Source organism: Acinetobacter sp. YZS-X1-1, assembly GCF_000804305.1.
In the GTDB taxonomy this organism is placed as follows: domain Bacteria; phylum Pseudomonadota; class Gammaproteobacteria; order Pseudomonadales; family Moraxellaceae; genus Acinetobacter; species Acinetobacter variabilis.
The window spans coordinates 25,802-50,733 of record NZ_JWHB01000021.1 but is presented as its reverse complement, the minus strand read 5'-3'; the positions used below and the strand labels follow the sequence as shown (position 1 = coordinate 50,733).

General features: G+C 39.5%; 36 protein-coding genes and 1 pseudogene. 19 read left to right on the top strand and 18 right to left on the bottom strand.

The features are described from left to right. Positions 1 to 191: 191 nt before the first annotated feature. Both RJ01_RS11550 and RJ01_RS11545 read left to right on the top strand, forming a co-directional pair. Positions 192 to 1,446, top strand: a pseudogene (locus tag RJ01_RS11550) (YncE family protein). A gap of 64 nt (positions 1,447 to 1,510) precedes the next feature. Then, the gene (locus tag RJ01_RS11545; protein WP_034171186.1) at positions 1,511 to 1,993 is read left to right on the top strand and encodes a hypothetical protein; all 483 of its coding nucleotides are present in this window, start codon (positions 1,511 to 1,513) and stop codon (positions 1,991 to 1,993) included. A 109-nt stretch (positions 1,994 to 2,102) separates the two neighbouring features. On the opposite strand, the gene RJ01_RS11540 is transcribed toward RJ01_RS11545, so the two are convergent. From RJ01_RS11540 to tusD, 4 genes are read right to left on the bottom strand one after another with little or no spacing between them, the layout of a single operon-like run. Further along, the gene (locus RJ01_RS11540; RefSeq protein ID WP_004785942.1) at positions 2,103 to 2,414 is read right to left on the bottom strand and encodes a TusE/DsrC/DsvC family sulfur relay protein; all 312 of its coding nucleotides are present in this window, start codon (positions 2,412 to 2,414) and stop codon (positions 2,103 to 2,105) included. A gap of 14 nt (positions 2,415 to 2,428) precedes the next feature. Beyond that, on the bottom strand, positions 2,429 to 2,713 hold the full coding sequence (locus RJ01_RS11535; RefSeq protein WP_034171185.1) for a sulfurtransferase TusB: 285 nt from the start codon (positions 2,711 to 2,713) through the stop codon (positions 2,429 to 2,431). Between the two features lie 17 nt (positions 2,714 to 2,730). Continuing rightward, a complete protein-coding gene (locus tag RJ01_RS11530; protein ID WP_034171184.1) occupies positions 2,731 to 3,081 on the bottom strand; it encodes a hypothetical protein in 351 nt (116 codons plus the stop codon). A gap of 44 nt (positions 3,082 to 3,125) precedes the next feature. Continuing rightward, a complete protein-coding gene (gene tusD, locus RJ01_RS11525) occupies positions 3,126 to 3,494 on the bottom strand; it encodes a sulfurtransferase complex subunit TusD (RefSeq protein ID WP_034171183.1) in 369 nt (122 codons plus the stop codon). A 280-nt stretch (positions 3,495 to 3,774) separates the two neighbouring features. Between tusD and RJ01_RS11520 the strand changes: the two genes are divergently transcribed. After that, on the top strand, positions 3,775 to 4,794 hold the full coding sequence (locus tag RJ01_RS11520) for a site-specific integrase (protein ID WP_034171182.1): 1,020 nt from the start codon (positions 3,775 to 3,777) through the stop codon (positions 4,792 to 4,794). Here RJ01_RS11520 and RJ01_RS11515 read toward each other — a convergent pair. The 14 genes from RJ01_RS11515 to RJ01_RS11460 all read right to left on the bottom strand — a co-directional run bounded on the left by RJ01_RS11515 (position 4,791) and on the right by RJ01_RS11460 (position 15,065). Further along, on the bottom strand, positions 4,791 to 5,069 hold the full coding sequence (locus RJ01_RS11515; protein WP_034171181.1) for a hypothetical protein: 279 nt from the start codon (positions 5,067 to 5,069) through the stop codon (positions 4,791 to 4,793). The two genes, RJ01_RS11520 and RJ01_RS11515, sit on opposite strands and share 4 nt — an antisense overlap. After that, a complete protein-coding gene (locus RJ01_RS16425) occupies positions 5,069 to 5,221 on the bottom strand; it encodes a hypothetical protein (protein ID WP_162835340.1) in 153 nt (50 codons plus the stop codon). The genes RJ01_RS11515 and RJ01_RS16425 overlap by 1 nt, the downstream gene beginning before the upstream one ends. Then, on the bottom strand, positions 5,214 to 5,378 hold the full coding sequence (locus tag RJ01_RS16420) for a hypothetical protein (protein WP_162835339.1): 165 nt from the start codon (positions 5,376 to 5,378) through the stop codon (positions 5,214 to 5,216). The genes RJ01_RS16425 and RJ01_RS16420 overlap by 8 nt, the downstream gene beginning before the upstream one ends. Continuing rightward, entirely contained in the window at positions 5,378 to 5,662 is a 285-nt protein-coding gene (locus RJ01_RS11510; RefSeq protein WP_227504426.1) for a hypothetical protein, read from the bottom strand. The genes RJ01_RS16420 and RJ01_RS11510 overlap by 1 nt, the downstream gene beginning before the upstream one ends. A 76-nt stretch (positions 5,663 to 5,738) precedes the next feature. Then, on the bottom strand, positions 5,739 to 6,884 hold the full coding sequence (locus RJ01_RS11505; protein WP_034171180.1) for a hypothetical protein: 1,146 nt from the start codon (positions 6,882 to 6,884) through the stop codon (positions 5,739 to 5,741). Continuing rightward, on the bottom strand, positions 6,881 to 7,957 hold the full coding sequence (locus RJ01_RS11500) for an ATP-binding protein (protein WP_034171179.1): 1,077 nt from the start codon (positions 7,955 to 7,957) through the stop codon (positions 6,881 to 6,883). The genes RJ01_RS11505 and RJ01_RS11500 overlap by 4 nt, the downstream gene beginning before the upstream one ends. Next, a complete protein-coding gene (locus RJ01_RS11495; RefSeq protein WP_034171178.1) occupies positions 7,957 to 8,493 on the bottom strand; it encodes a hypothetical protein in 537 nt (178 codons plus the stop codon). Before RJ01_RS11495 ends, RJ01_RS11500 begins: the two co-directional genes overlap by 1 nt. Next, on the bottom strand, positions 8,490 to 8,888 hold the full coding sequence (locus tag RJ01_RS11490; protein WP_227504425.1) for a hypothetical protein: 399 nt from the start codon (positions 8,886 to 8,888) through the stop codon (positions 8,490 to 8,492). The genes RJ01_RS11495 and RJ01_RS11490 overlap by 4 nt, the downstream gene beginning before the upstream one ends. Before the next feature lie 381 nt (positions 8,889 to 9,269). Continuing rightward, positions 9,270 to 9,509: a hypothetical protein gene (locus RJ01_RS11485; RefSeq protein WP_034171176.1), complete on the bottom strand. Its 240-nt coding sequence runs from the start codon at positions 9,507 to 9,509 to the stop codon at positions 9,270 to 9,272. A 46-nt stretch (positions 9,510 to 9,555) separates the two neighbouring features. Continuing rightward, on the bottom strand, positions 9,556 to 10,503 hold the full coding sequence (locus RJ01_RS11480; RefSeq protein WP_034171175.1) for a sensor domain-containing diguanylate cyclase: 948 nt from the start codon (positions 10,501 to 10,503) through the stop codon (positions 9,556 to 9,558). Between the two features lie 222 nt (positions 10,504 to 10,725). Beyond that, entirely contained in the window at positions 10,726 to 11,079 is a 354-nt protein-coding gene (locus RJ01_RS11475) for an NADH-ubiquinone oxidoreductase subunit 6 (RefSeq protein ID WP_034171174.1), read from the bottom strand. Positions 11,080 to 11,687: 608 nt separating this feature from the next. Next, positions 11,688 to 12,548: a DNA adenine methylase gene (locus RJ01_RS11470; protein WP_034171173.1), complete on the bottom strand. Its 861-nt coding sequence runs from the start codon at positions 12,546 to 12,548 to the stop codon at positions 11,688 to 11,690. A gap of 17 nt (positions 12,549 to 12,565) precedes the next feature. Next, the gene (locus RJ01_RS11465; protein ID WP_034171172.1) at positions 12,566 to 14,272 is read right to left on the bottom strand and encodes an AAA family ATPase; all 1,707 of its coding nucleotides are present in this window, start codon (positions 14,270 to 14,272) and stop codon (positions 12,566 to 12,568) included. 94 nt (positions 14,273 to 14,366) lie between these two features. Continuing rightward, positions 14,367 to 15,065, bottom strand: a complete 699-nt coding sequence (locus tag RJ01_RS11460; RefSeq protein WP_034171171.1) for a LexA family transcriptional regulator — start codon at positions 15,063 to 15,065, stop codon at positions 14,367 to 14,369. A gap of 116 nt (positions 15,066 to 15,181) precedes the next feature. On the opposite strand from RJ01_RS11460, the gene RJ01_RS11455 reads away from it, so the two are divergent. The 16 genes from RJ01_RS11455 to RJ01_RS11385 all read left to right on the top strand — a co-directional run bounded on the left by RJ01_RS11455 (position 15,182) and on the right by RJ01_RS11385 (position 24,929). Beyond that, positions 15,182 to 15,436, top strand: a complete 255-nt coding sequence (locus tag RJ01_RS11455) for a YdaS family helix-turn-helix protein (RefSeq protein ID WP_034171170.1) — start codon at positions 15,182 to 15,184, stop codon at positions 15,434 to 15,436. Positions 15,437 to 15,493: 57 nt separating this feature from the next. Beyond that, complete coding sequence (locus RJ01_RS11450) at positions 15,494 to 15,985, top strand: phage regulatory CII family protein (protein ID WP_034171169.1); 492 nt, start codon at positions 15,494 to 15,496, stop codon at positions 15,983 to 15,985. 51 nt (positions 15,986 to 16,036) lie between these two features. Further along, positions 16,037 to 16,249 (top strand): hypothetical protein, encoded by a 213-nt coding sequence (locus RJ01_RS11445; RefSeq protein ID WP_052209091.1) that lies wholly within the window; start codon positions 16,037 to 16,039, stop codon positions 16,247 to 16,249. After that, on the top strand, positions 16,242 to 16,556 hold the full coding sequence (locus tag RJ01_RS11440; protein WP_034171167.1) for a hypothetical protein: 315 nt from the start codon (positions 16,242 to 16,244) through the stop codon (positions 16,554 to 16,556). The genes RJ01_RS11445 and RJ01_RS11440 overlap by 8 nt, the downstream gene beginning before the upstream one ends. 1 nt (position 16,557) lies before the next feature. After that, positions 16,558 to 17,505: a helix-turn-helix domain-containing protein gene (locus RJ01_RS11435; RefSeq protein ID WP_034171166.1), complete on the top strand. Its 948-nt coding sequence runs from the start codon at positions 16,558 to 16,560 to the stop codon at positions 17,503 to 17,505. Then, positions 17,502 to 17,762, top strand: a complete 261-nt coding sequence (locus RJ01_RS11430) for a hypothetical protein (RefSeq protein WP_034171165.1) — start codon at positions 17,502 to 17,504, stop codon at positions 17,760 to 17,762. The genes RJ01_RS11435 and RJ01_RS11430 overlap by 4 nt, the downstream gene beginning before the upstream one ends. Next, positions 17,759 to 18,169: a DUF559 domain-containing protein gene (locus RJ01_RS11425; protein WP_034171164.1), complete on the top strand. Its 411-nt coding sequence runs from the start codon at positions 17,759 to 17,761 to the stop codon at positions 18,167 to 18,169. Before RJ01_RS11430 ends, RJ01_RS11425 begins: the two co-directional genes overlap by 4 nt. After that, the gene (locus RJ01_RS11420) at positions 18,166 to 18,606 is read left to right on the top strand and encodes a hypothetical protein (RefSeq protein ID WP_034171163.1); all 441 of its coding nucleotides are present in this window, start codon (positions 18,166 to 18,168) and stop codon (positions 18,604 to 18,606) included. Before RJ01_RS11425 ends, RJ01_RS11420 begins: the two co-directional genes overlap by 4 nt. A 165-nt stretch (positions 18,607 to 18,771) precedes the next feature. Next, on the top strand, positions 18,772 to 19,008 hold the full coding sequence (locus RJ01_RS11415) for a hypothetical protein (RefSeq protein WP_005262234.1): 237 nt from the start codon (positions 18,772 to 18,774) through the stop codon (positions 19,006 to 19,008). A gap of 562 nt (positions 19,009 to 19,570) precedes the next feature. Further along, positions 19,571 to 19,744, top strand: a complete 174-nt coding sequence (locus RJ01_RS16415; protein ID WP_162835338.1) for a hypothetical protein — start codon at positions 19,571 to 19,573, stop codon at positions 19,742 to 19,744. Positions 19,745 to 19,797: 53 nt separating this feature from the next. Beyond that, positions 19,798 to 20,475, top strand: a complete 678-nt coding sequence (locus tag RJ01_RS15635; protein ID WP_052209090.1) for a hypothetical protein — start codon at positions 19,798 to 19,800, stop codon at positions 20,473 to 20,475. Between the two features lie 37 nt (positions 20,476 to 20,512). After that, positions 20,513 to 20,953 (top strand): hypothetical protein, encoded by a 441-nt coding sequence (locus RJ01_RS11405; protein ID WP_034171195.1) that lies wholly within the window; start codon positions 20,513 to 20,515, stop codon positions 20,951 to 20,953. Beyond that, positions 20,913 to 21,554, top strand: coding sequence for a putative metallopeptidase (locus RJ01_RS11400; protein WP_034171162.1), 642 nt, complete (start codon positions 20,913 to 20,915; stop codon positions 21,552 to 21,554). The genes RJ01_RS11405 and RJ01_RS11400 overlap by 41 nt, the downstream gene beginning before the upstream one ends. A 47-nt stretch (positions 21,555 to 21,601) precedes the next feature. Next, positions 21,602 to 22,066, top strand: a complete 465-nt coding sequence (locus tag RJ01_RS11395) for a DUF2280 domain-containing protein (protein WP_034171161.1) — start codon at positions 21,602 to 21,604, stop codon at positions 22,064 to 22,066. After that, positions 22,056 to 23,462: a phage terminase large subunit gene (terL, locus tag RJ01_RS11390; RefSeq protein WP_034171160.1), complete on the top strand. Its 1,407-nt coding sequence runs from the start codon at positions 22,056 to 22,058 to the stop codon at positions 23,460 to 23,462. The genes RJ01_RS11395 and terL overlap by 11 nt, the downstream gene beginning before the upstream one ends. Before the next feature lie 9 nt (positions 23,463 to 23,471). Further along, positions 23,472 to 24,929, top strand: coding sequence for a DUF935 family protein (locus tag RJ01_RS11385; RefSeq protein ID WP_034171159.1), 1,458 nt, complete (start codon positions 23,472 to 23,474; stop codon positions 24,927 to 24,929). The last annotated feature ends 3 nt before the right edge of the window (positions 24,930 to 24,932 follow it).

Genomic DNA, 24,932 nt, shown 5'->3' with positions numbered 1-24,932 from the left:
CAATAAAACTATCTTACTGAGAAGCGTTCATATCAATGGATGCTTCAACTTTTCTGGGTTCCCATATTTCTATTCTGTCGGAAAATTCAGCATGGTTTTTTCTTCATTGTATAGTGGATGATTGATCCACGACCTGACTGTGGATTGAACAAAAATAAAAATAATAAAATAGAAAATATGGAGAATACCGTATGGAAATCCAGAAAAAACGATTATCACGGTTCTGTATGAGCTTGTCCGCGATGGTCATGCTCTCAGTCTTTTCAACTGCACAGGCAGACTCGTCTACCTTGCCTCAGCCACCCAATTCCCAGCAAGTTTTCTTTGTGGGGAATAACTGGGATGGAACAGTTACAGTGATTCGGTCTTCAGGTGACTTTGGCAAGGTTGGTGTGATCAATATGATTCCTGATCGTAAGGAGCATCTGAAGGAGATTCACCTCAATCCCTTAAACTAATTGCCTAAACCTATATTTAAGCTACTGCGGGTGAAGGTAATGATCAGCTGGTCGACGATATGTATTCCATGCCAGATGGACAGTCAGTGGTCGCATCCCGTCCAAGTTTTTTGCCGATGTGGTCTCGATTAACATCAAGACCGGCAAGATGAACTGGCGTACTCCAGTTGAAGGCTTCAGTGCGGATCACATGGCAGTTTCACCAGATGGCCAGCGTGTCGCGGTTTCTGCATCATCCGGAAATGTGGTGCATGTACTAGATATTCATACGGGTAAGGAGCTTGGTCGTTTTGCGACAGGTGATAAACCGCATGAAAATATTTACTTTGATAATGGCAAAAAAATTCTGAACTCGGCCATTGGTAATGTAGGAACCTCTCTGGATGCCCAGTGGCAGGATTTCACTAAAGGTAAACGTTATATCACCATTGCAGATGCCAATACCCATCAGGTACTTAAAAAAATTGACTTTAGACCGGCATTGGATGCTTTTGGTCGAAAAGATTTATCTAATTCAGTGCGGCCGATGGTTTTTAGTAAAGATGAAAGCAAACTCTATGCTCAGGTATCATTTTTTAATGGTTTGATTGAGTATGACTTAAACCAGAATAAAGTGACCCGTATTGGTCAGTTGCCAGGTAGCGATAGCATTTCCAAAGATCGTACCAAATGGGTGAATGATTCCCGGCATCATGGTTTATCCATCAGCGCAGACGGTGAAAAACTCTGTGTTGCGGGCACGATGGATAATTATGCCACCATTGTCGATCGTAAGAGCCTGACTGCCGGAAAATTAATTCCTGCAGGTAAACCATACTGGGCCACCCGAAGTCCGGATGGCCGTAGCTGTATCATTTCAGAAAGTGAAACGGATGTGGTGACCGTAATTAATTTCGCGACAGGAAATAAAGTGACCAGTGTGCCTGTAGGAAATCATCCACAGCGTGTCCGGATCGGTTATGCCCCAGCAGACTGGTCTACGCCATAGCAAATAATGGCTTAAAAAGAGCAATGTGTTATGGACGTTGCTCTAAGCATTGTAGGTGGCATATATGAGGAACAAAACACTTACTTTATATCTGCTGGCGGGGATGTTATTAACCGGTATTCTGGTTGGGATTGCTTATCAGGTTCATAGGGATATCTATAAGGCAGAATTCAATATACTGAAACCTGATGATCAGATGACTTTTCCAGCAAAGTCACTGATTATTTCCAGTTTAAATCCTAAAGCAGCTGTACCGACAAGAACGGCTGGGCACCCGGAAATGGATTCTGAACAGCAAGTCTTATTACAACAGAGAAACCAGCTTTATCTGGATTTTACCCAAATGATGAATGGCTTAAGTCAAGGTGAAAAGCCAGACGAACGCCAGCTAGATCGTTTGCTGGTACAGCAGCAGAATCTGGTGAATGCTCAGGTCGTTGCTCCAGAAGAAGCGAGAGCTCAAATAGAATTTTTACAGAAAGTTCTGCCTGAAATCTCTCCACAGCTGGATCAAGCCTTAAATGCATTGGATCAGAATAGTTTTTAATCTTCCGGTTTAAAGCTTTATTTAGTTGTGAATACAGATCATAGATAAGCTTAATAAGAAAAAGCCCGTAGAAACGGGCTTTTTCTTCATCCATTTTTTAGATTAAAACTTATAAGCAGTTCGCAGGTTTCGGGATGCCAGCCAGTCGGCTTAAATGACGTGCCACCAGACCCGTATTAAACTTTTCCTGTAATAAGGCATTGTTAATTTCCGGACTCACTGTCTTCATCAAAAACTTAATCAACGGACGGGTTGCAGGAGAATGCCCAAACTGATGATAAAACTGACGAACAGCCTGTAGCACTTCAAAATGCCAAGGAGTAAGTTGAAGTTCTAGTGTATCTGCCAGTACTTGGGCAACGTCTTCATTCCAGATGGTGTAATCGACTAAATGACCATCTTGGTCCAGTTCTAGATTCATATGTGACTCATGGATTATTTCATTGAGATGCAGCGACTAAATTTCAGACATAGATCTGCAAATTCGGAGTAGTCGAGTAAAACAACATTTTCCGATAAAGGTGAGATCAGAATTTCTGCATCATTTTTCAGGATATAAACTTGCGGCAGTTGCTGTACGAAGGCATGGTCCAGATACAGCACTGATTCTCCCATCAGGACCACTTGATCATCTGAAGCATGGAGCTGTGCTAACTGATCAAGGACTGACACCGTCGCTGCATAATCTGACTGGATCAGGTAAAGGGTTTGATCTGACATTTATTTATCCTTCGTCCTTACCAATACAATACGTGATCAAATTTTTGAACGAATTCTGAATTGAATTCAATCAACTCAATCTCCTGTTCGCTTTGCTTTACAAAAGGAGAGTCCTGATTTTTCTGTTCAACCAGAATTGGGGTTAGGTCATAAAATTCGAAACTATCCACCAGATTTGAGGCCAGTTTAAAGGCATGTTTCAGCTGGTCAAACTGAAGCTCAGAACGTAAAAGACTCAAGGCTGCGCCTTGGAGTAATACTTTAACTTCAGCACCGAAGGTCGCCAGTACCATCGTGGCAGACAGGCTTTCATGCACCTGCAAGCTGTTTAAGTTGGCTTGGGTTAATATAACAAGTACAGATTTCACACAAGATTCCTTTTAAAAGCAACACATCCTGAAAAATGAAGCATCTAGAATTGAATTAGACGTTGTGAGGACTGAACAGCATCAGCAAGCTCGCCTAGACCGACCAATTCAAAACCATCAGCAAGATTATGTTGCTGAATATTGTGACGTTGAGCATTTTCCTGATCTGTAATCCCACGCGCTAAGGCTGCACTGACACAAACGGGTAGGCAGATATTCAGATCCTGCCAGGAACGTGTGAGATGACGCTGGTCGTCGGGCACCCATTGCAATGCATTTGCGACCGACACGCCATCTTGATAGAAAAATACACGGAAAGCTTCCTGTTTATGTTGTAAAGCTTGGGCGAGTCCAAGCGCATGCCAGGCATAAATAGAAGTCGGTGCGGAGGTAACAAGAATTAAGGTGCTCATCGAAATTCACTACAGGCTTGATCAACGCGGGATGATGATCTTGGCTACAAAGAAAGTAGGTAGTATACAATGATTTTAGATGATCTTTTCTGATAAAAAGACAAAAAATAAAATATAATCAGATTTAATTCTAATAAAAACAATAATTTAAAACAGTATGTTAATCCTATCCCGTCACTAAACCATACCCAAAACTGCACAAAATCCCTTCTATATCCTTTCATTTTTTTACTTTACCGATAAAATGCAAAGTAATCTGCACCAAATCTGCACCAATAAAATGAAAATACCCAAACCCATCCAGCGAGGATCCAGCTGGCGCATCATTGTCACTTTCGACAAGCAAAGATATTCAGCCACCCGAGACACAGCGAAGGAATGTGAACAGTGGGCCTATAATAAATTGCTTGAACTTCGATCTGGTAAAAAGGCAATAGAACAAGGTGAAAAGCCGAATTATCCATTTAGGGAACTTTGTGCTAGATACTATCAAGAGCATGGTCGTCACATGCGATCTGCACGGACTATCAATTTTAAAATTAAAAACCTTGACCGGATTGCACCAAATTTAGCTGACAAGTCTATTTATGATTTCAAGCCTGCTGACATTGCAGAATGGCGAAATAACCGTAAAAAAGAAGTGAAGATAGCAACACTCAGGAATGAACACGCCATTTATTCAGCCGTGTTTACCTATGCCATGAAAGAACTGTTTTTGATTGATTCTAACGTCTGGCATGCGGTCACCATGCCGAGCAAGGAAAAATCCAGAAGCCAGCGTATTACAGAAGAAGATCAAGAATTGTTGCTAAAGGCGTTAAGTTGGGATGGATCCACAACACCAGAAACATCACGCCACTATGTAGCATGGGCATTTCGATTTGCTCTGGAGACCGCCATGCGTCAGGGTGAAATACTGGCAATGCGTAGGAAGGATATTAAAGAAGGCTTTGTGCATTTACCGATGACAAAAAATGGTGAATCCAGAAACGTGCCTTTATCTGGTGAAGCCAAAAGACTGCTTTCTTTATTACCTAAAGGAACAGATAAACTTCTGCCCATTGATAAACAGATATGTTGTGCTACATGGATGAGAGCAAAAAAAAGAGCAGGGCTTACACATATTAACTTCCATGATTCACGACATGAAGCCATCACTAGAATGGTGAAGGTGAGAAAATTACCGGTTGAAGTGCTAGCCAAAATTACAGGCCACAAAACTATCTCAATGCTGGTGAATACTTATTACAATCCAGATGCTCAGGATTTGGTAGAGATGTTTAACGACAGTGAGAGCTAATTAGCTCTCGGTCTGCCTACTTTAACTTTGGTTGTCAGCAGGTCATGGGCCAACTTTGGATTGTATAGCGCCTTGCCTTGTGTGCCTTGATTAATCGAAACTAATTTTTCTCGAATCGTGGTCACTGACAGATTGTATTTTTGAGCCAGATAAGAAGCTGAAACCAGTTCGACTTCAACCTCTTTAAGCTCCTTCACCGTTGCACCCCCGATAGTCTGACCCAGCATAATTTGAGGCGGTCTTTCGGCTTCAACGGTGATGGTGTATCGAGCCATTAAGTTACCTCTTTTAAACTTTGTTGTACTGATTCCGGTAAACCAAACACATCCTTAAAAGCCTGATCAAAACCACCGTCAGCAATAAAGCTATCAATAACGTTTTCTTCTTGACCTTCGGATACATCAATGTTTTCTTGAATTTCAGTCACTGTTTTTCTCCTGCAGTTTTAAATATTCAAATTTCGCATCAGCCCAATTTTTTGCATCGTATGGGCTTAAACCTTTTTCTTCACACCATTTGGTGCACCAGAGAAATTGAGCATCGTCATATGGGGTGGGCTTAACTACTTGATTAGTACCATCCATCACGCCACCTTCATAATCTGATTAGCCACAATCTTTGCTAAGTTTTCGCTGGTTTCATTCGAAACATTCGGGCAGCGCAGATGCATTTCATATTCATCAAATAGCACCTGACATGCTGCATTACCTGTTAAATCATTCTTTAAAAACACATAGCTCAGTGATTTGCGTGTACCTTTGCCTGAGAAAGTAGAGCTACCATCTGCTAGTTCTTTCTTCGTGTAACCCAGCTTTTCCAGCCAAAGTTTGAAACCGACTTCATGTTTCTTTTTAATTTTGAAAATCATCTCAATCCCCAACATTTTTTGATTCTGGAGCCGTGCTGAATTTGCACGACTCGGGTTTTAGAGGAATATTGATAGATCATGAAGCTTCACCAGTTTCACTAGCTTGGATCAAAATCTCTTTGCGCTGTGCATATATGCCGAGTAATTCTTGATGATCAGCGGGAAGTAATTTAGCCGCAGGAATTGCTGGTGCTAATCGCTCCAAAGCTTCTACTGAATTCATGTCATAGATCCGATTGATCAGTACCTGTTTCTTTTTGGTATAAAGCATATCGATTGGATAGCTTGATTTTCCATTGCCTGACATCGCATCCTTGCAAATAGCTTGTTGAACGTCTTTAGTGGCTTGATGTTCGATTTCTTCAATTATGTTTAGTTGATCGGGTTCAACTAGTTCTTTGATGACTGACTCAGGTTCAACCTTAGGCGTGTATTGCTCAGGATTCAGTTCAAGCAATTTATCTTCAGTCTGCTTGCACAAATGCTGTTGATCTTTTTGATCTAAGTATCCATTAGCCAGAAATACGTGGCGGAATGAAAGAACGTCATCAACCTTAGTAAACTGGTCAATTTGCGCTGTAAACTTTTCAACCAGCTTTACCGGGTCAGTTTCAACCGAATCTTCTTCAGTTTCTGTAGGTGCTTCAGTATTAACAGTGGCTTCTTGCTCTATGGCTTCAACAGATTGAACTACTTCTAGCTCAGGCCGTTTCTCAATATTTGGTGCAGCATTATCTGGACCAGTTGGAATACCAGGCTGTTCAGTATCTTCCTTGGCTTTTCGACTACGACGTTTCTTTTCAGGCTTGTAATGACTTTCTATCGTCAAAGGGTAAGCAATAGTTCGCCCAAGAAGTTTACCAATTGCTTGTAGCTGTAATTCAGCATTCTCCTGATCCATCTGGGCAAAACCATTTTTTATACATTCAACATACTTTCCAGATAGTGAAGTGAATTGAGTATGTGCAATGTGATTGGGATAAACCAAGAAAATTTCCTGACCTTCCACCACGTCATCAAGAGTCAAAGGCTTAGCAAATGTAATGCCAGCCAGCTCCATGGTCTCAACCTTGATGCAGAACTCATAGCCTGGCATAGCGAAAATAGTGGCAGGGAATTGAGATAGATCATCAAAATCCATTGATTCACCAACAGTGCGGCATATGATATTTCGGCCAGCCATCATTGCTTCAAAAGCTTCTTTGCTATTTAAAATCTTCATGCTGACCATCCTTCCATATCTGATTTCGCCTGACAGGCATTTAAAATTTGTTGTTCGTACTTTGTGCCTTTGAAGTAATCCGCAGGCCGATTTAGATCATTAACGTGACTAGCATTCTGGATATCCTTCAATGCAGCTTGATAATCATTTTCTAGACGTGCTTCATTTTCAGCATGTAATTGCTGTTCATTAGCCTGTTGTGCTTGTTGATTGCGTTGAATGATGGAATGAATACCGGCGCATGTTTCATCAAACTTCTGCTGTTGAACATCATGAAGACTGTTTAATCCTCGCTTAGCACAGTACTTTTCAATATCAATTCCAGCTTGTTGCATAAGTGCTTCAAGTTCTAAGAACTGATTGCCGTTGATGCATGCGTTAGCAGATCCAGAGTTCAACCACTGTTTAAGCAATACTCCAGCTTGTTCAGAAAGAAGCATGGGTTCATTGAAAATTCGGGTACGGTCTTTTGTTCTAACTGCATAGTTGTCGTGAGTTAGATCTAGAACAGTGGTGAACTCATATTCAATACCGTCACGCTGTTCAGCTTTCATTCCAACCTTTTCAACTTTCTTTTTACCGTTACCTGCATCAACCTGAACGGTATCCATCTTACTGCGCATGGTCACAATAATATTGATGCTGGATTGAAGCATTGCATCGATAAACTTGCGGTGTCTTGGGGTAACTTGGCTCCATGCACCCCAGCTATTACCTTTGAAAGTTGTACTGGCGAGCTTGTCGACAATTTCCAAACAGCCACCAACACCGGACCACTCATGAGTAATACTGTCCAGAATTAAGGTGTCAAAACCAGCTTTCTCTGCAGCCTGGATAGCATCAATAAATTTTTCAGGAGTGTAGGGAGGTTGAATATTTGCATGTTCAAACTCAACAACATCTTCATATAGCTCAGCGCTACTGTTCTCGGTATCAGCGACAGCAATTTTTCCACCAATTCCCTTAGCCAAAAGAAGTGCGCCTAAGGTTTTACCTGAGCCAGTAGGGCCAGCCAGAGCGAGGCGTAATTTCGCGTTTTTACGTTCCGCTTTCTTAAAAAATACAGTTGACATTACACAGCTCCTGGATGACGATTTTTACGTTTAAAGTTCTTATAGTCCTCAGACCCAAAGAAGCCGGTACTTTCTAAAACTTGATGACGTTTATTTTTGCGCATGGCGACTCGCGCATTTTCCAAACCATCTAGAATCCACTGTGGAGCTGTAGACTTATCCATTTTCTTCAGAGAGCCGTCAGGTTGGATGGAGTAAATCAGCGTATTGCAGAAATAGTCAGCAATAGTTCCTGAGCTTTTGACACGTAAAGCGAAGTAGCTCACCCGGTTTTTACCAACCCTGTAAATCTCAAGTCCTTCAAACGTCTTGATGTATTCAGAGAAGTAACGATGAGTTGAGCCAAACTCTACTGGCATTGGAATGACAGGTAGTTCATCTGCTTTGAATTGCAGGAAACCAGTGTAAAGATCAGCAAAATTAACTTGTGCTTGGTCATTAAGCGGGGACCAATCATCAGAGCCATATTCACACCAGTAAACCAGCTGGCCATTCAAAAGTGCTTCAAAGATTTGGTCGGCAGATTTAAGAATCATGACTGCACCTCCACCAGACGGTGTTTCATGATATAACCAGCGATCATTGCGTTGATTTCGCGGTGATCCTGATAATCAGTGAAGTCGTTATATGGAGTCCCATTAGCATCAAATACCTTGATTTCACCAAGTTCTATAACTTCTACATTAGTGAACTCGGAACCTGGTACACCGTAGCCATCTGGATGTGCTGCAACTTCAAACGAAGTGATTTCCAAACGGAAGCCATCTAGATTAAGGGTTGCTTCACCGCGTACGTCGTCCAGCATTTTTAAAGACACAATGCCGTATTCAGATTGAATGTTTTGAGCTGGAGCTACTTGGCTAGTGCCAAAGTCAGCATGCCAACCAAACGCCAATGCGCTTACAGTTAAGGCAGTAGCAACAAGAGTCACCTTGAAACTATTGTGTGGAGTTAATTTTGTAATCATAATTTACTTACTCACTGAGAGAGAGTGGGTCACGCTCCAGGTTGTTAGCGCAACGCTGGAGCTTTTTGTTGTCTGTGAATGTAATTTAGTATTTACTAAATAAACTGTCAATAGTAATTACTAAATAAATTTAGTGAATATTAAGTTTTTACTAATTTTTATGCTTTAATAGGCAAAAGAAAACCCATCACAGGGATGGGTTGTTTGGAGTCATTAGAATGATTGGTATTACAAAAGAAGGTCAGTTAATAGAGGTAATGGATTCATCTCCACTAACTGGGGTGAAACTTATCGGTGTTTTAATTACTAATCCTAATGATTTAAGCGAAAACCATTTAAATATCGCTAATCACTTTTACCACAAAGATTCCCAACAACTTCATAAGTTAGTCCTAGAGGCTTTACGTATAAATCTGAATCACCACCATTTGTCGAGTGAGCAACCTTAACAACTTCATATAAAACCCCTTCGTCATTTTCATCTATTTCAATCCATTCACCTACGCGAGGATGGGTTTTGAATTGTCTAGCATAGAGTGATTTTGGTTTAGTTTCAGATATATCAATAACAATTAATTCAAGCATAAGTTCTCCACCCGCTCCAAGAGCCGCGTCGGGTTCGCGTTTTTTATTAATTAGTCTCAGGTGATTTGCTTAGGGCTTTATCCTGATACATTTTTTCATCTGCCTCTATGATAGCTGCTGATAGACCGTATGTGGGATTTCGCATTGCAAAACCAATTGCAGCACTAATGCCAGCTTTTGCAATAGCAGTTTGAATTCTGGTTGCAAGTTTATCCGCATTTTCTCGGTTGGTTTCAATACTGAGTACAGCAAACTCATCACCACCTAGACGAGCGACAATATCATTATTGCGTACAGTGTTTTTGAGGGTTAAAGCCATTTTTTGAATGAGTTCATCACCTGCAGCATGCCCCAAAGTATCATTGGTGATTTTGAGGTCATTAAGATCAATCATGAGAATAGCAACAGGGTGACCATATCGCTTACAGCGCTTTTCTTCTAATACAATTAACTGGTCCCAAGCACGACGGTTAAAAAGGCCAGTCATGGGATCGGACAATGCCTCCATTTCAAACCGTTCAGCTTTACGTATGTACTCAGCGGCTTTTAATTCAGCTTGAATATTATAGCTAAGCACTTGTGCTAGCAGCTCAAATAATGGAGCTTCCTCGACCAGATTTTTAGATTGAGGTTCAGGATCGATTGCACAGAGAGTGCCAAAAAGGGACCCATCTTCTTTATACAGAGGTTGGCCGATATAGGCTTTAATTGGGACTAAGTGATTTATAGGTGCGTCTACGTAAACTTGAACATCGGGCGAGTAAGGGGCAATGCGGGGCGCATTATTTTGTACCATGTGTGAGCAGAACGAATCTGCCCATCGAAATACTTGTCCTGGCTTAACGTTATAGCCATTATCTTCACTTAGTAACACGATCCAGTCATCACCTTCAGTACGGGTAATCATCCATAGCTTAAATCCAAATCGTTGAGATAAGAATTTTAAAATGGCTTGGCCAGCTTCTTCGAAATTCTTAAAGTTAATATTATTCATTAAGTTAGTCCGTATTTGTACTAAGAGAGATATGGAAAAACAATTTTTAGACTACAGCGTCATATATTATAATTTTAAACTGATTAGCTCACTAATTATTCAAAAACTTAATTCACTTTACTTAAATTTTCTAGAAATTCCATCGGTTAATAAATAGGAATATTACTTCATATAATAAAAAGACAACCCACCAATGGGGTGGGTTGTCCTAGAGCAATAATCTTATTTTTTGTATTCAGTAATACTGATAGGTTTGTCTTTCATAAACTCTACAATACCTTCACCAGCTTTGAAGTGAATTGAAACACCATCATTATTGGCTAAACGCACACCACTTCCTGAAATAGCTCGTTTAAGGTGATAGACCTTGCCAGAGTTATCAGTCATTAAAGCTGTTTCAAAATTATCCGAAGATTTCAATTCAACTGTAAGATCCATTGGGCCAGTAAAGTTAATTACCTGAGTTTCAGCTGGAGTATTGCTCACAACTTTTTCTTGAACCACTTCGTTTTTTGGATTTGAAGTACAGCCAGTAATTGCTAATCCTAACAATGCTGCACCTAACAAATATTTCATTAATATTTACCTTTCTATTTTTGAATCATAGGTATCTTTATACTAATTATTATAATGTAACATTTAAAGACAAGGTTACACTTACCTTACATAAAGAAAAACCCGCGGATAGCGGGTTAGTGATGCTTTACTTAGTTATTACAGACCTGGTCATGAGAGGTCTTAAGTCCAATATAAAGATTTAATATTTCAGAAGTAAGAAAGCTTTAGCACTGAATAGCATCTTTCTCTTTGTAGTGATCCAAAACCAAATCCATATCAGCCAAAAGTGCAACTTCAGAGTATTCACCGGGTGATAGCTTCAACAAGTTAGGTATATAGTTTTTTTCAAACTCGCAGGGGTAGTTTCTGCATAAAATTTTAATTCGCCCATCTTGTGTGGTGAACTCTGAGTCTAACTTTTCTATGTATTTACTAAATATTATCTGAGTTCTCAAGAGCTGCTGTGGAGAGGATTGGACCTATGTCTTCCCCAATTTTCTTCTCACAACCAGTGAAAGCCAAGGATAAGAGTAGGGCGGTTAAAGTTGTTATTTTCATAGTTTGATTTTATTGTTATTAGACTTTGAATTATATAAAAGAAAACCCACCGCAGGGGTGGGTATCAATTAAGCTATTGAGAGATCTAGTTGCTTATTAAGTATTTTTACAGGATTCACTTGGTCTGAATAAATCATAACCTCTGAACCTTTAGTTTTATAGTATGCACTATAATTCAATTCATAGTCTTCCTGATGATAACCTGCGTAAATTTCTTTGATTTCAGGGCAATTATCATAAGAAACTATCCATTTAGAATTGATCTTATCCAAAGCTTCTCGGATTCTTACATGATCATCATGAACATAAAAATTGCGGTAAAGACCTTGGCCTTTAACATAATAAGGAGGATCAAGATAAATCAATGAATCAGATGGTAACAACTCATCAACCTTCCCTATAAGTTCTAAAGCATCAAGATTATAAACTTTAATTCGATTACGATATTCCCCAATTTTTTCAATACGTTTAGTTAAATCTTTTTTGTTATAGCGTGCATCTAATTGATAATTCCCAGTCTGATTTTTCCCCCCGATGACACCTCCTTTTAGAATTCCTGATCGGTTAGTTCTATTTAAAAAGAAAGTAGCAAATCCATGAGAAATTTGACTATGATTTTCAGGAGTATCTAAAATTTCTTTTTGCTTGAACCACTCTTCAATAGTTACTGGAGTATCATGTAAAAGTTTTAAAAAGTATTCTGTATTTTCAGTCACTGAAATCCAAAAATTATAAACAGCTATATCTAAATCATTAATATGAATATTTTGACAGTAATCACTGTAAAGTAGATCTAAAGCAACACCAGCACCACCAGCATAAGGTTCAAGATAGTCTCCTTGAAGCGTGTTGGCTCGCATTAAATCTTTAACGAAGGGTGCAAATTTGGCTTTTCCACCAGGATAACGCAAGGGGGTTGAGAAGCGCATAAGGATTTAAGTAGCCTTTAGTTTAAGTGTGCAAGAACTTCAAAAAACTCTTTTTTGAATTTTTGAATAGAAGAATCGTTTTCGAAACACCATTTTTCAATAATTCCCATCTTATCAAAATGAAAAAGATTTTTGTTAAACCATTTTTTCATAATTTCGTTATTGGACATATCTGTCAGGTTTAAATCAAGAATATTTTGTTCAACATAATCAGATGAGTATTTACAGCTATCCCAAAAATCAGATTCTTGATGATAATTTATAAGTTTATTATTTAGGTAACTGTAAACAATATTTTCTGGATTCCTTAAATATGGAGCGGTGGAAGGAGTAAAAGACTTGTCTCCCGGTAAAGTGAGCATATTTTTTTGTGATTGTACAAATTCAAAATATGTCGATTTAGTAACGATATCATTATCTAAAATAATAATAACATTTGAAAAGTATTCATCTGCTTTATTTAGTTTTATTAAAACATCACAGCCAAGAGATGCTGACGTTAATTTTAAGGGACGTCCGAATTCAAGCAATTCATCTTTAAGATTTAAATAGGCCATTATTTTTTCAAAGAAAAAACAAGCTTCTTTATCTTCAAAGTAAACTTTAATGGGCTTAAGTTCTTGTATTTCCTCTATATTAAGTAACATATCATTTTTAATTTTTTCATATGTAGGAAATTGCATAGGTTTTGGCATACGAGTATCTTGTAAATAAATCACAGAGTCTTTAGGTTCTTCGAACTTACTCTGATCTTCTTGATCCTTCAGTACAGATTTAATTATGGTAAGAGAATGAGTTGTTGCCATAATCTGAAGCTTGAGATCTCTACCATGTTTTTTCAAAACTTGTATCAAGTTCATTTGAGCTTTAGGGTGAAGCCCTGACTCTATTTCATCAATGATTAGAACTCCGCCAATATAAGAATCTTTTAGCTTTCTTTTTAGTTTATTAAATGAAGCTAAAGCTGTAACTATAGCGCTAACTGAGTCTTGCCCTAAAGATATCGATAATGTATTAAATTCCATATTAGGGACTTTAGATCTCTTTTTACTTCCTTTGAAATCATGATCAACAATTTCAGGGGTAGGATTATTATTAATTCGAATAATTTTATTAAATGTTTCATGTATAAATTTTTTATCCTCATCATCCATGTTTTTGAGAATTCTTTTACTAATATCAGCGTCTTCAAATTCCCCAATTGGGGTCATACGGCTCATACCTAAATAAATAGTTGGTAGAGGTATCTTTCCATCACCCCCTCCAATACCAATTTCTTCACTTTGTGTACGATCTTCACTTCGAGGGATTAATCGGGGACGAATTGTTGAGGAGGTTGTATTTTTACTTATATTACATTTCTTTTTATGTATAGCGCAGAACTCTAACCCTTCATGATTAGTTGTTTCAATGTGATAAGTAAGAATTGCATGCCCTCGTTGTCCAGGAGGCAATATTTCAGAATCATCTAAATAAAAAAGTTCTTCAAATTTAGATTGATAAGTTTTTTCAAAATAGGATTTGTAATCTGCAGACTTAACACCGGAGCTATTTGCAATGATTCCAAGTATAGTTGATTTTCCAATAGCATTATGCCCAGCTATCAAGGTGATCCTATCTGTGATAGGTATACTAAAATTTTTAAGTTTTCTTATACCTAATTCATCAAAACAGACTCTTGATAACTTTATATACTTCACGATAACCCCGCCATAAAAATTCATTTAATTAGTAATTCTTAAATCTAAATTAAGTTGTTTTTTTAAATAACCCTATACAACCCAACAGCCTTACCCATTCAATAAAAGCCTTTTATTTTTAATTTTTTCTTAATCGTGGTTTTGCATGATAAACGTAGCGTACACAGTCCACAACCTGGCCAACAAATTGGCATTCTTCATCAAATTCAATAGTATTTGGCTTGAAGTCTGGATTTAATGCTTGAAGGTATCTCTTTCCATTTGTCTCAATAACCAATTTCTTAAAAGTAGCATCATCACCTCGACGAACTACAATGATGTCTCCAGATTGCATGTCTCCATAATAAACATCTGGATTCACAACAATGTAGTCACCCTCAATAAAATCTGGGAAATTACTTATCCCTTGAACTCTAAGAAAAAAGCAGTTTGAACATTCATCTTCTGGTAGTGGCAACCACTGTGAAACTTGACTCATATCAACTGCTGCGACATTGGTAAAATTACCAGCCTGTACCCAAGATAACACAGGAGCCATGCGCGCCTTAACTCGCGGAACATTGGCTAAAGTCTCTTCACCGAAAATATTTTTTGTCGGCTCTCTATCAAGCAGGCCCACTTCCCACCCGACCTTTCTCTCAAGATTGCGTGCGGCACGCTCACCAAAACTCCCATGACCTTTCACAAGCTGAGATATGTGACTTGGATTCAGGTCATAATGCTCACAAAAGGCAGCATCCGAAGAAAACCCCTCAGATTTTATTTTGGCATCAATAGCCTGGCGCAAATTAGCGCGTCTTAAAGAAATTATGTCCATTTCGGTATTTCACAGACTTTTTAGTAAAAAGTAAATTCGCAAACACTAAATCTTTATTGACTTGTTAAGTGATAAAAATTAGTATTTACTAAATTAAATTAGTAAGGGAGATTAAAATGTCTTCTTCCCAAACAGTCGAACTTAAAAGTTACCTCAGCCAATTAACCGCTAGTGAGCGAAAAGCATTTGCTAAACGCTGCCAAACATCGATTGGTTACTTAAATCAAATCATGTATGGCAATAGCAAATGTGGTGTCTCCTTAGCAATCAAGATTGATAAGGAGAGTAACGGTCAAGTGAGTTGTGATCTGTTGTGTCCTGATGTGGATTTTAACTACATCCGGAATCAAGCCTTATCGCTAATCGCTTAAACCAATTATCAACAACTTAGCATTTTTAATAAACGTGAAAGTAAACAAGGTGTTCACATGGATATATCCAAGGAAAGCAAAACCGCACTACATAAGATGATTCACCAATCAAATGGCATTACACCAAAGGAGTTGGCTGATGTAGTAGGCGTGTCTCACAACACGATTTTGAACTATGCCAATCCAAACATGGAAAACCATTTGCCGAGCCTAAAGGCATTTGAAGCAATGCTGACTTATACGCAAAACCCAGCTTCTTTAAAAGTATGGGCGCATAAATTGGGTTTTGCATTAGTTCCAGTGGATCAAGCGGAAGGAAAAGATCATCAACTAGGTGTTCTTGAATCACTGCTTGGCATGAATGTTGGTAATGGCGCAGCGAATAAACAGGTTTTATCTGCTCTGGAAGATGGTGTGGTGACACCTGCTGAAATGGATGAGACAGATCGCATCCTGGAAGGAATCGAACACAAAATTCAGTCTTTACGTAAAGCCATGAAAGGTGAGTGTGCAAAGTATTTATCAGCTCTACAAACAGAAAAAGCCTGATGTGCGAGGTCAGGCTTTTGGTAGTTCACAAGTCATGAAGGAAAAATGAACATGGAATTAAATTTAGCACAGTATCAATGCATTGACAAATGTAAGGTTCTTTCAGAACAACATGCTGAAAACACACTAATCCAGGAAATTGAAAAACGTGAGTTTGAACTAGGCTTGGCACCAGATGATGCATATGTGAAAGGAGTGGACTTCTTCCTAGCAGTTGATGGGCTCGTAGATGAGTTATACGGGGAGGATACTCACAATGAATAGTCTTTTCTCAAACCAGGCTGGGTACAGGGAGCAACAATACATTCAGTCATTTTATGAACCTGCACTCCGTATTGTGCATGAGCTCTATGAACAAAAGAAACTCAGCCTGCGTAAGAAAGGGTATGACGAAAACAATGCTGCTGTGACCAAGGTAGAACTTTCACAGCTTATGGCCAGACGCTTTCGAATCACCATCTATTACGCTAACCAGATTATTACAAGTCTGATCAAATCAAATTCGATTGAGAACTTTGGTGGATATGTAAAACCACTAAAGGATAGTAACACCAACCGGGACGGGAATTAATATGAGCTTAGATGCTACAAACTGGGCTTGGAGAGTGGAATTGAATGAGAAGAAAGGAGGCTGCCGTATGCCTCTGAAACGCCTCATTTTGCTCTCATTGGCCGATCGTGCCGGTGAAGACCATTGTTGCTACCCAAGTATGCAACGCCTTGAGAAGGATACCGGTCTTGAGCGTAAAACCGTACTGAAGATTATTGCTGAACTATTGGAAGACGAGTTGATTGCAGATACAGGTGAGCGCAAAGGTTCTACGAAACGTGTAAAAGTCTATCGACTAAATGGTGTAAATGGCCGGGAAACAATGCCAAAAACGGAACAATTACAGGAAAAAAATTTATCTGAAATTGTACCGGAAACGGAACAGTACCAAAAACGGAATGATTCCGTTAACGGGACTTTGAATAGTGCCAATAACGGGACTTTGAATAGTGCCGTTAACGGGACACAGAATCTCCCAATGAATCTCCCATTAGAATCTAAAAATAAAAAAACGTGGCTTTGCTTTAAAAAACTTCGTCAAGAGATTTTTCTGGCTGATCCCGATTTGGATTTTGAGATGCTCATGAATTCAACCTGGGCAGAACGAGAGAAACGAGCATTCGAAATCTACAACGCTGAAAAGAATCTCTGTGATGAGCTTATGAACTTTCATTTTGCAGACTGGTTGATCAATGCCTACCGAACCAAGTACTCAAATTCGAATGGCCATCAGAAATCAAACGCTCCTGCAGAACCAAAACACCTGACTGAAAAACAGATTCAAACCTTTGCCCAGAAACTTGCAAACCACCCAGAGTTTGCAGGTAAGTATGCTGAGCCAGGAGAATCCTATGAAAAACTTGCTGCTCGCATTGCAGTAAAACTTGAGAAACCTGAACAGGCCAAGAAATGGGAGAGCTACCTGAAGCAAGTTGGATTTAACGGTGTGCTAAGAGGAGACACAGCTTGACTGAAGCAGATCGAACCTACATGCATTTGATGATCTTTAAAATCATGTCATCCACCAAAGGACGAGTATCGGTCAAGCAGATCCATAAGGCGATTGAACCTAATATGGGAATTTCCATCCGGAGTTTGCAACGTTATTTGAATGGGCTGGTGACGTGGGGCTTGGTTGCCAAAGATGGGGAAACACCACAGGGATTCACATTAACGGAAACAGCCAAATTACTGTTTTTGGATTTGGCCAAGGGAATTGAGCATTGAGAGCTTATTCACTCGCTGAATACAAAAAAATGGTTAAAGCCACCAGACCGAAAGGGCGCTCCACACGCCCTAATGTCAAAGGCGAAAAAGTACCGAATGAGTTTGAAGCGAAGCTGGCTAGAGAATTAAAGACATTAAAAATTAAGTTTGAGCAGGAGTTTTATTTTCATCCTGATCGCAAGTGGAGAGCAGATTTTCACTTAATTGATAAAAAGATTCTTGTAGAGATTGAAGGCGGGATATGGAGCGGAGGAAGGCATACCAGAGGCAAGGGGTATATCGGGGACATGGAAAAATATAACGCCGCAACAATGATGGGTTTTCAAGTAATACGGTTTAGTACAGATCAAGTGAAGTCAGGTCACGCGATCCAGCAGTTAGAGAAGATGGTAGGGGAAATACGATGAATGCAGCAATTAAAGCGGAAATAATGGATTGGGGTAAGTTCACTATTGAAGATTGGCTTAAGCAGTATGGGGCATACATCCAGATTTCACGCATGAAGTCAGGACATGAGCCGGACTCACTTGGGGTAAATCAGATTTACTGGCTGATTCTTGAAAACAACAAAGGGGTGGCACCACGTAAGGATCAGGTCATTTGCCAGATTAATGATTTTGAAGCTGAGCAGGTGCGGAAGTTGATTGTAGATTTTAATAAGTCTAGTTCGGTTTGTGAGTCTGGTAAGCGTGCGGTTCAGTTATTTGTAGAGCGTAATGTACGTGGGCTATCAGATCGCAAGATGGAAGAAGAATTCAAATTGGGTCGAAACGTTCTGCGAAATATGATCTATGCAGGTAAGTTTTATCTAGCTGGGCACGATAAACGATTGAGAATCGAATAGTATTTGACTGGCATGCCAAGATATGGCATATTTCTGTTATAGTGATCGAAGTGTACGTTAAAGCACTAGATTGATTTAAAAGCTCGCCAAATGGTGGGCTTTTTTGACATTATTTATTCATAAAATTAAGTGATAATGTCTTTTTGTTTTTGAGCTCTAATTGAAATGGCGATTTTAACTGTTAAAAAACTAGAAGATACTCTCGGTAAATTAGTGGCTGAAGGTAAAAAGCCTGAAAAGATTTTATTAGGCTATAAAGCGTATGGCGAGCTAATGAATGATCGTAGCTTTTTTGAGGAAGTGGCTGGCTCGGCAATGGATCCAAACAAACGAAAATATAAAAATATTAAAATTAAGGTCACTCAAGACGAATACCAGTTTAACGTGAAATGTCAAAAATAGGTTTAAGCATCAAGGAAAGCTCGCCAAATGGTGGGCTTTTTTATTGCCCTGAGAAATATTAGTGTAATCATACCAAATTAAAATGCTTGATTAACCAGGAAGGAATCTTGCTTAGTTCGACAAAGTTAATGACATTATTTCAGCAATTAATATTATAAATTCATGTTTTATAAGTGAAAATAACTGACATTTCTTGCGACATGATTGCTTGATTGTCCAGGAGTAAAATTATGCTTAGATTACTGATGTGTTTATTCGGCTTCCACGGTGCGACTAAGGTTGACTACACAATTGATGATGAAGAAATCAAGGTGTGTCGTGATTGTTTGAAAGAAGTTAAATAACAATCACTCAAGCAAAGAGCTGTTTCATAAAGCTGTAATACTTAAGCAATATAGTTGCTCTGCAAAAGAAGAAAGACGTTGTAACGCAAGTCAAGCCCGTTTAATTGGAGAGAGTTAAGCGGGCTTTTTTATTTCAAAATCGCCGAACGTATTACGGCAAACAAAGCCCCTCGCATTCTAGATGTTGAGGGGTTTTTCTTTTCTTATTGGTGGTACCTATGACAGACAAAGTACAAGCTAAACAAGACTTAGAATTTTGTAGTGCTGAGCTGTCTAAATATCAGAATCTCAGTCGATCCGGATTAACGCTTAGTGAGTTGCATGCGATTGACGGCATCATGATTAAGCTGAAAGAGCGTATTAAGAATTTGCGTGTGGCGCTTTACTCTTAAGTTATAAAAATCCGCTTATATTTAGTATTATTCCCTTAATGAAAGGGGGATATATGAAAAATCAAAAATTTAAAGAAAAGATAAATAAAATTTGTAAATGGACATTGGTTTTCATGGGGGTTTATTTAATTGTTGGGGCATTTTTATTGAGGCTCGGAACAAACTTCGACCCAAATAAAGCTTATGATTTAATTAAAGATGCCCTAACTATTTCAGCATCTTTCCTTGCACCAGTAGCAGCGATTGTGCTTTTTAATGATTGGCGTGAAGAGCATAGAGTTAAATCACTATCATTAAGTTTAGACTTGATTAATAGTAAAGCTATTGAAATAGAGGAGTTAGTATTTGATTGTTTGGAATTCATTTTAAAAGATGAAAAAATAGATCACATTGAAATAATTTTTACAAAACCATTGAACCAATTAAGTTTACTTTATAGGGAAATAAGAACTGAAAAAAATATTGAAAAATTTTTATATTTAGTTAGTAGCTTACATACAGAAATTCGATATTTTAATAGGCTCTCAATCGAAATGAATGAGAATTTAGAGATAGTGAAAAAATTCGAAGAGTTAAATAAGACAAAGGATATTGATGATCAGATTTATCCAATTCCTCATAAAGATAAATATGAATCAAATCGTCAAGAGCTTATATTGCTCGCACCGAAGATAGAAAATTTAATTAATAATATGATTGATCAAACTAAAATTATAAAAGATGAATTGTAGTTAAGGGTCCTATCAAGGAGTGATGTGGTTATTAGATATGGATCAAAAGACCTACAAACTTTTCACCCAAAAAATCCCGCCAAAAAAGAAATCACGTACAAGACCATTACCAAAAGCATCTGGTAAGTATTTAGAAGCATTCGATCGACTAAAAGAAATCCTTGATCGAATGGAAATCAAATACGAAGAATATTTTCATTTTAAAACCACTAAACACTGGCGTTTTGATCTACACCTGGTTGGCTACCTTACTTTGATTGAAATAGCGGGTGGTCCTTGGTCTGGTGGACGTAAGGGTAAGCTGGCTACTAAGGCATGGAGCATTGATCGTTATGATCATGCTGAAGAAATGGGATATCGGTATATACGCTTCGAAGTCTCGGATATTTCATCATCCAGCAGGGCTATACAATGGCTTAGAAATTTAAAGGCATCACATGGAACAGTTCAGACCATTCCCCCCGACAGATCTGATTGATCAGGCCGAAGAAGAGGAAGCCATTCGCTTGGCACCTGCACCCGAACTTAAAGAATGGGTCGTAAATAACTGGCTTACTTTAGGTGGTGAACTACATAACCCGGATCATGACCATATTGCAGAGTTACTTCATGACAATGAAGAGTTCCTTGCATTCGCCTGGGCTTCATCTGCCGCCATAGCGAAAAAACGTATGGTGCTTGGCCAATGTGAAAAGGTCATGTTTAACGTGGGTGGCTGGAAGAAAGCACGCCAGGAACAACAGATGCGAGACTGGTTTGGTTTGGTACCTCAATATCTGATTACTGTAGATGCCACTTATTGCGAACAGGCAACAGATCGGGATTTCTGCCGGTTGATTGAGCATGAGCTATATCACATTGGTGTAGAGCGTGATGACGATGGTGAAATAATTTATAGCGATATGACTGGCCTGCCTAAGCATTACTTAGCTGGTCATGATGTGGAAGTGTTCTTTGGTGAAACTAAACGATGGGGAGCTGATGAGTCAGTGAAACGTCTCGTTGAAATTGCCAAGAATGCGCCGTTTGTTTCTGAAACAAGTATGGCTGCATGTTGTGGCAATTGTGTCATCGGTTAAATTTTTTTGCCTATCTTGCTATACGTAGCTATACAAAAGGGGTGTTTATGGCAGCACTTAAAGAGCCTGTAAAAATGTTTATAGTTCAGTCTCTTGCTTGCTTTGAAACACCTCAACAAGTAGTGGAAGCAGTAAAGCAAGAATATGAGATTGAAATTACCAGACAGCAGGTTGCACTTTACGATCCAACCAAAGTGGCTGGGCGTAACTTAAGTAAAAAACTAAAGGAATTGTTTGAGCGCACTCGTAAGGACTTCCGAGAGAATATTGAAGATATTGCAATTGCCAATAAAGCCTTTCGTTTGCGTGAACTCCAAAAGATGTATGAAGATTCTGGAAAAAATAAGCGAGCAAAACAAAACCTGCTCAAGCAAGCCTTTCAAGAAACAGATGGCCGTGTGACTAAGCAGGAAATTACCGGTAAAGATGGTAAGCCAATAGAAACCATCAATCAGAATGTACCTACGGATAGCTACCTGAAAGCACGGGAGCGAGTTCTAAATGAATACTGACCCAGCACGGGAATTAGCGATTCAGCTTGAAGCTCAAGAAGATCTATATTTTTTTTCGCGTTTTATGTTTAAGGAACGGCGTAAGTACAAATGGCTACATAACTGGCACCACCGTGTGGTATGTGATGCACTAATGAAGGTGTATCGGGGTGAAACCAAAAGACTGATTATCAATATTCCACCCCGATATTCTAAAACTGAGCTCGCAGTGATTAATTTCATGGCTTGGTGTTTTGGCAAAGCGCCTGACAGTGAGTTTATTCATGTCAGCTACTCAGCAACACTCGCAGCAAATAACGCATTCCAGACTCGTAACTTGGTGCAGGAAGCAGCCTATAAGCGTGTTTTTCCTGATTTTGAATTGCGTGATGATAGTAAGGCTAAGGATGATTGGCGTACCGCTGAAGGTGGTGTCTGCTATTCACAAGGAACCGGCGGTACTATTACAGGTTTTGGTGCTGGTAAATTTCGAGATTCATTTGGCGGGGCAATCATTATTGATGACCCGCATAAAGCCAGTGAAGCCCGCTCTGATACGATCCGTAAGGGTGTAATCGAGTGGTTCCAAAATACACTTGAATCTCGTACCAACTCACCAGATACCCCCATTATTGTCATCATGCAGCGTTTGCATGAGGAAGATTTGGCAGGCTGGCTGCTTGACGGCGGTAATGGTGAAGAATGGGAACACTTATGCCTTTCTGCAATCCAGGATGATGGCTCAGCACTCTGGCCAGCTAAACATAGTATTGAGACGCTTGAAAGAATGGAGCTGGCAGCGCCGTATGTTTTTGCCGGCCAATATCGTCAACAACCCTCACCACCAGCCGGTGGTTTTTTTAAACCTGACAATATTGAAATTGTGGATGCGTTACCTGCAGATATTACTCATCAGGTACGCGCTTGGGATTTAGCATCTTCTGAAAATGAAGGTGACTTCACAGCAGGTGTACGTGAGGCCAAAAGCCGAGATGGTTATATCTATATCGTCGATGTACAGCATGCACAGCTAGGTCCCGACGGCGTTGAAAAACGTATCAAACAAACTGCAGAGATGGATGGTAAATCAGTTGCCATTCGATTACCTCAGGATCCAGGTCAGGCAGGTAAAGCTCAAGCGAAGAACTTTATCACCAAGTTGTCTGGTTTCAATGTAAAGGCAGAGACAGTATCGGGTGACAAGATTACCCGGGCTCAGCCTTTTGCAGCTCAGGTCAACGTGGGGAATGTAAAAATGCTTCGTGGTGATTGGAATAAGGCATTCATTGATGAGTTGCGAAACTTTCCCAATGGTAAATATGATGACCAAGTGGATGCTGGTAGTGATGCATTTAACGAGCTAAATGAAGCTAGAACTCCAAAAAAACCTGCAGGGGCAGGATCTCGAACTTATTAAGGTGTTTACATGGCAAAGTCTAAAAAGGACAAAGCGTCAAAGAAGGCTTTGTCTTATGGCAATTTATACACTCAAGAAGCGGTCACTCAGTTTCTGGTGAACTTTGGCAAACAGCCTGATACGGATGAAGTACTACGCAAAGCAGGCATTACACGTCATAGATTACGTGTACTGCTTGATGATGATGAGATTGCTCAAGTAGTGGAAACGCGAATTGATGCATTGCTAGCTACGCCGTTGCGTGTTGAACCCAATGATACTGATGAAGCACAAAAGCTTAATCTGATATTGAAAGAATGGTTTCATGAAATTGCTACTGGTGCCATGAGTGCACTGTTCTTTGGTTATTCAGTACAAGAAGCTGTCTATGAGTTAAAACCAGAAGGCTATTTGGGTATTCAGTGGATCGGTGAAAAACCTATGCAGTGGTTTGAACCTAAAAATGATGGCCGCTTAATTTACCGACCAGAAGGCATTGGTACCGAGCATGAAGTGGATCAGGTATTCAAATTCTTTTTAACACGCCGTAAGGCTACATATGAACAGCCCTATGGCAAAGCGCTATTGGCTACCCTGTATTGGTTGTTCTTCTTTAAACAGAATGGATTCAAGTTCTGGGCTAAATTTCTGGAGCGTTTTGGGACGCCGATCTTACTGGGTAAATGTAAAGATACTGAAACCGAGGACATGAGCAGAGCATTGTTAAATGCACATGCACAGAGCGTCTTATCGATTGATGCAGATGATGATGTTCAGATTTTGTCTACATCAGGGACAAGTGGTACTGCTGGTGCTGCGTTTGAATCATTCAATAACCAACTGATTCGCCAGATCCAAAAGGTTGTATTAGGGCAGACGCTTACCAGTGGAACAGATGGAAAGGGAAGTTATAGCCTTGGCCAAGTGCATGAAAATGTAAGATTGGACAAGTTGAAGTCAGATATTCGATTGGTGACTCCAACCCTGCAAGCTGTAGTCGACTCATTATGTGTCTTGAATGGGTGGTCTAAATATACAGTTATGTTGGGTGAAAAGCCAAAACCACTGAATAAGGACCAGGCAGAGCGAGACGTACACTTAAAAAATGCAGGTGCCAATCTTTCTAAAGATTACTTCATTCGTGAGTATGGGCTGCAAGAAGAAGATCTGGTTGATCAAGTCCAAACTGGTTTCAATCAATTCACTGCATTACCTCGCCAGGCATTCAACTTTAAGGCAACAGCCAACAAGCTCTCACCAGAACAGCAGGAAGTTGAAGAACTGACTGATGGTCAGGATGAATTGCAGCTACTGAAACCAGATCAGGTCAAGGAATTGGTATTCAAGTCTGATAGCCCTGAAAGTCTGGCTTATAACCTGATGCAATTAATACCTGGTGCAACTCAGACCCAGTTCAAAGCTAATCTGGATCAGGCTTTGTATGCTGCAGATGTATTGGGGTATGTGACGGCTCAAAACGGGAAGTAAGCT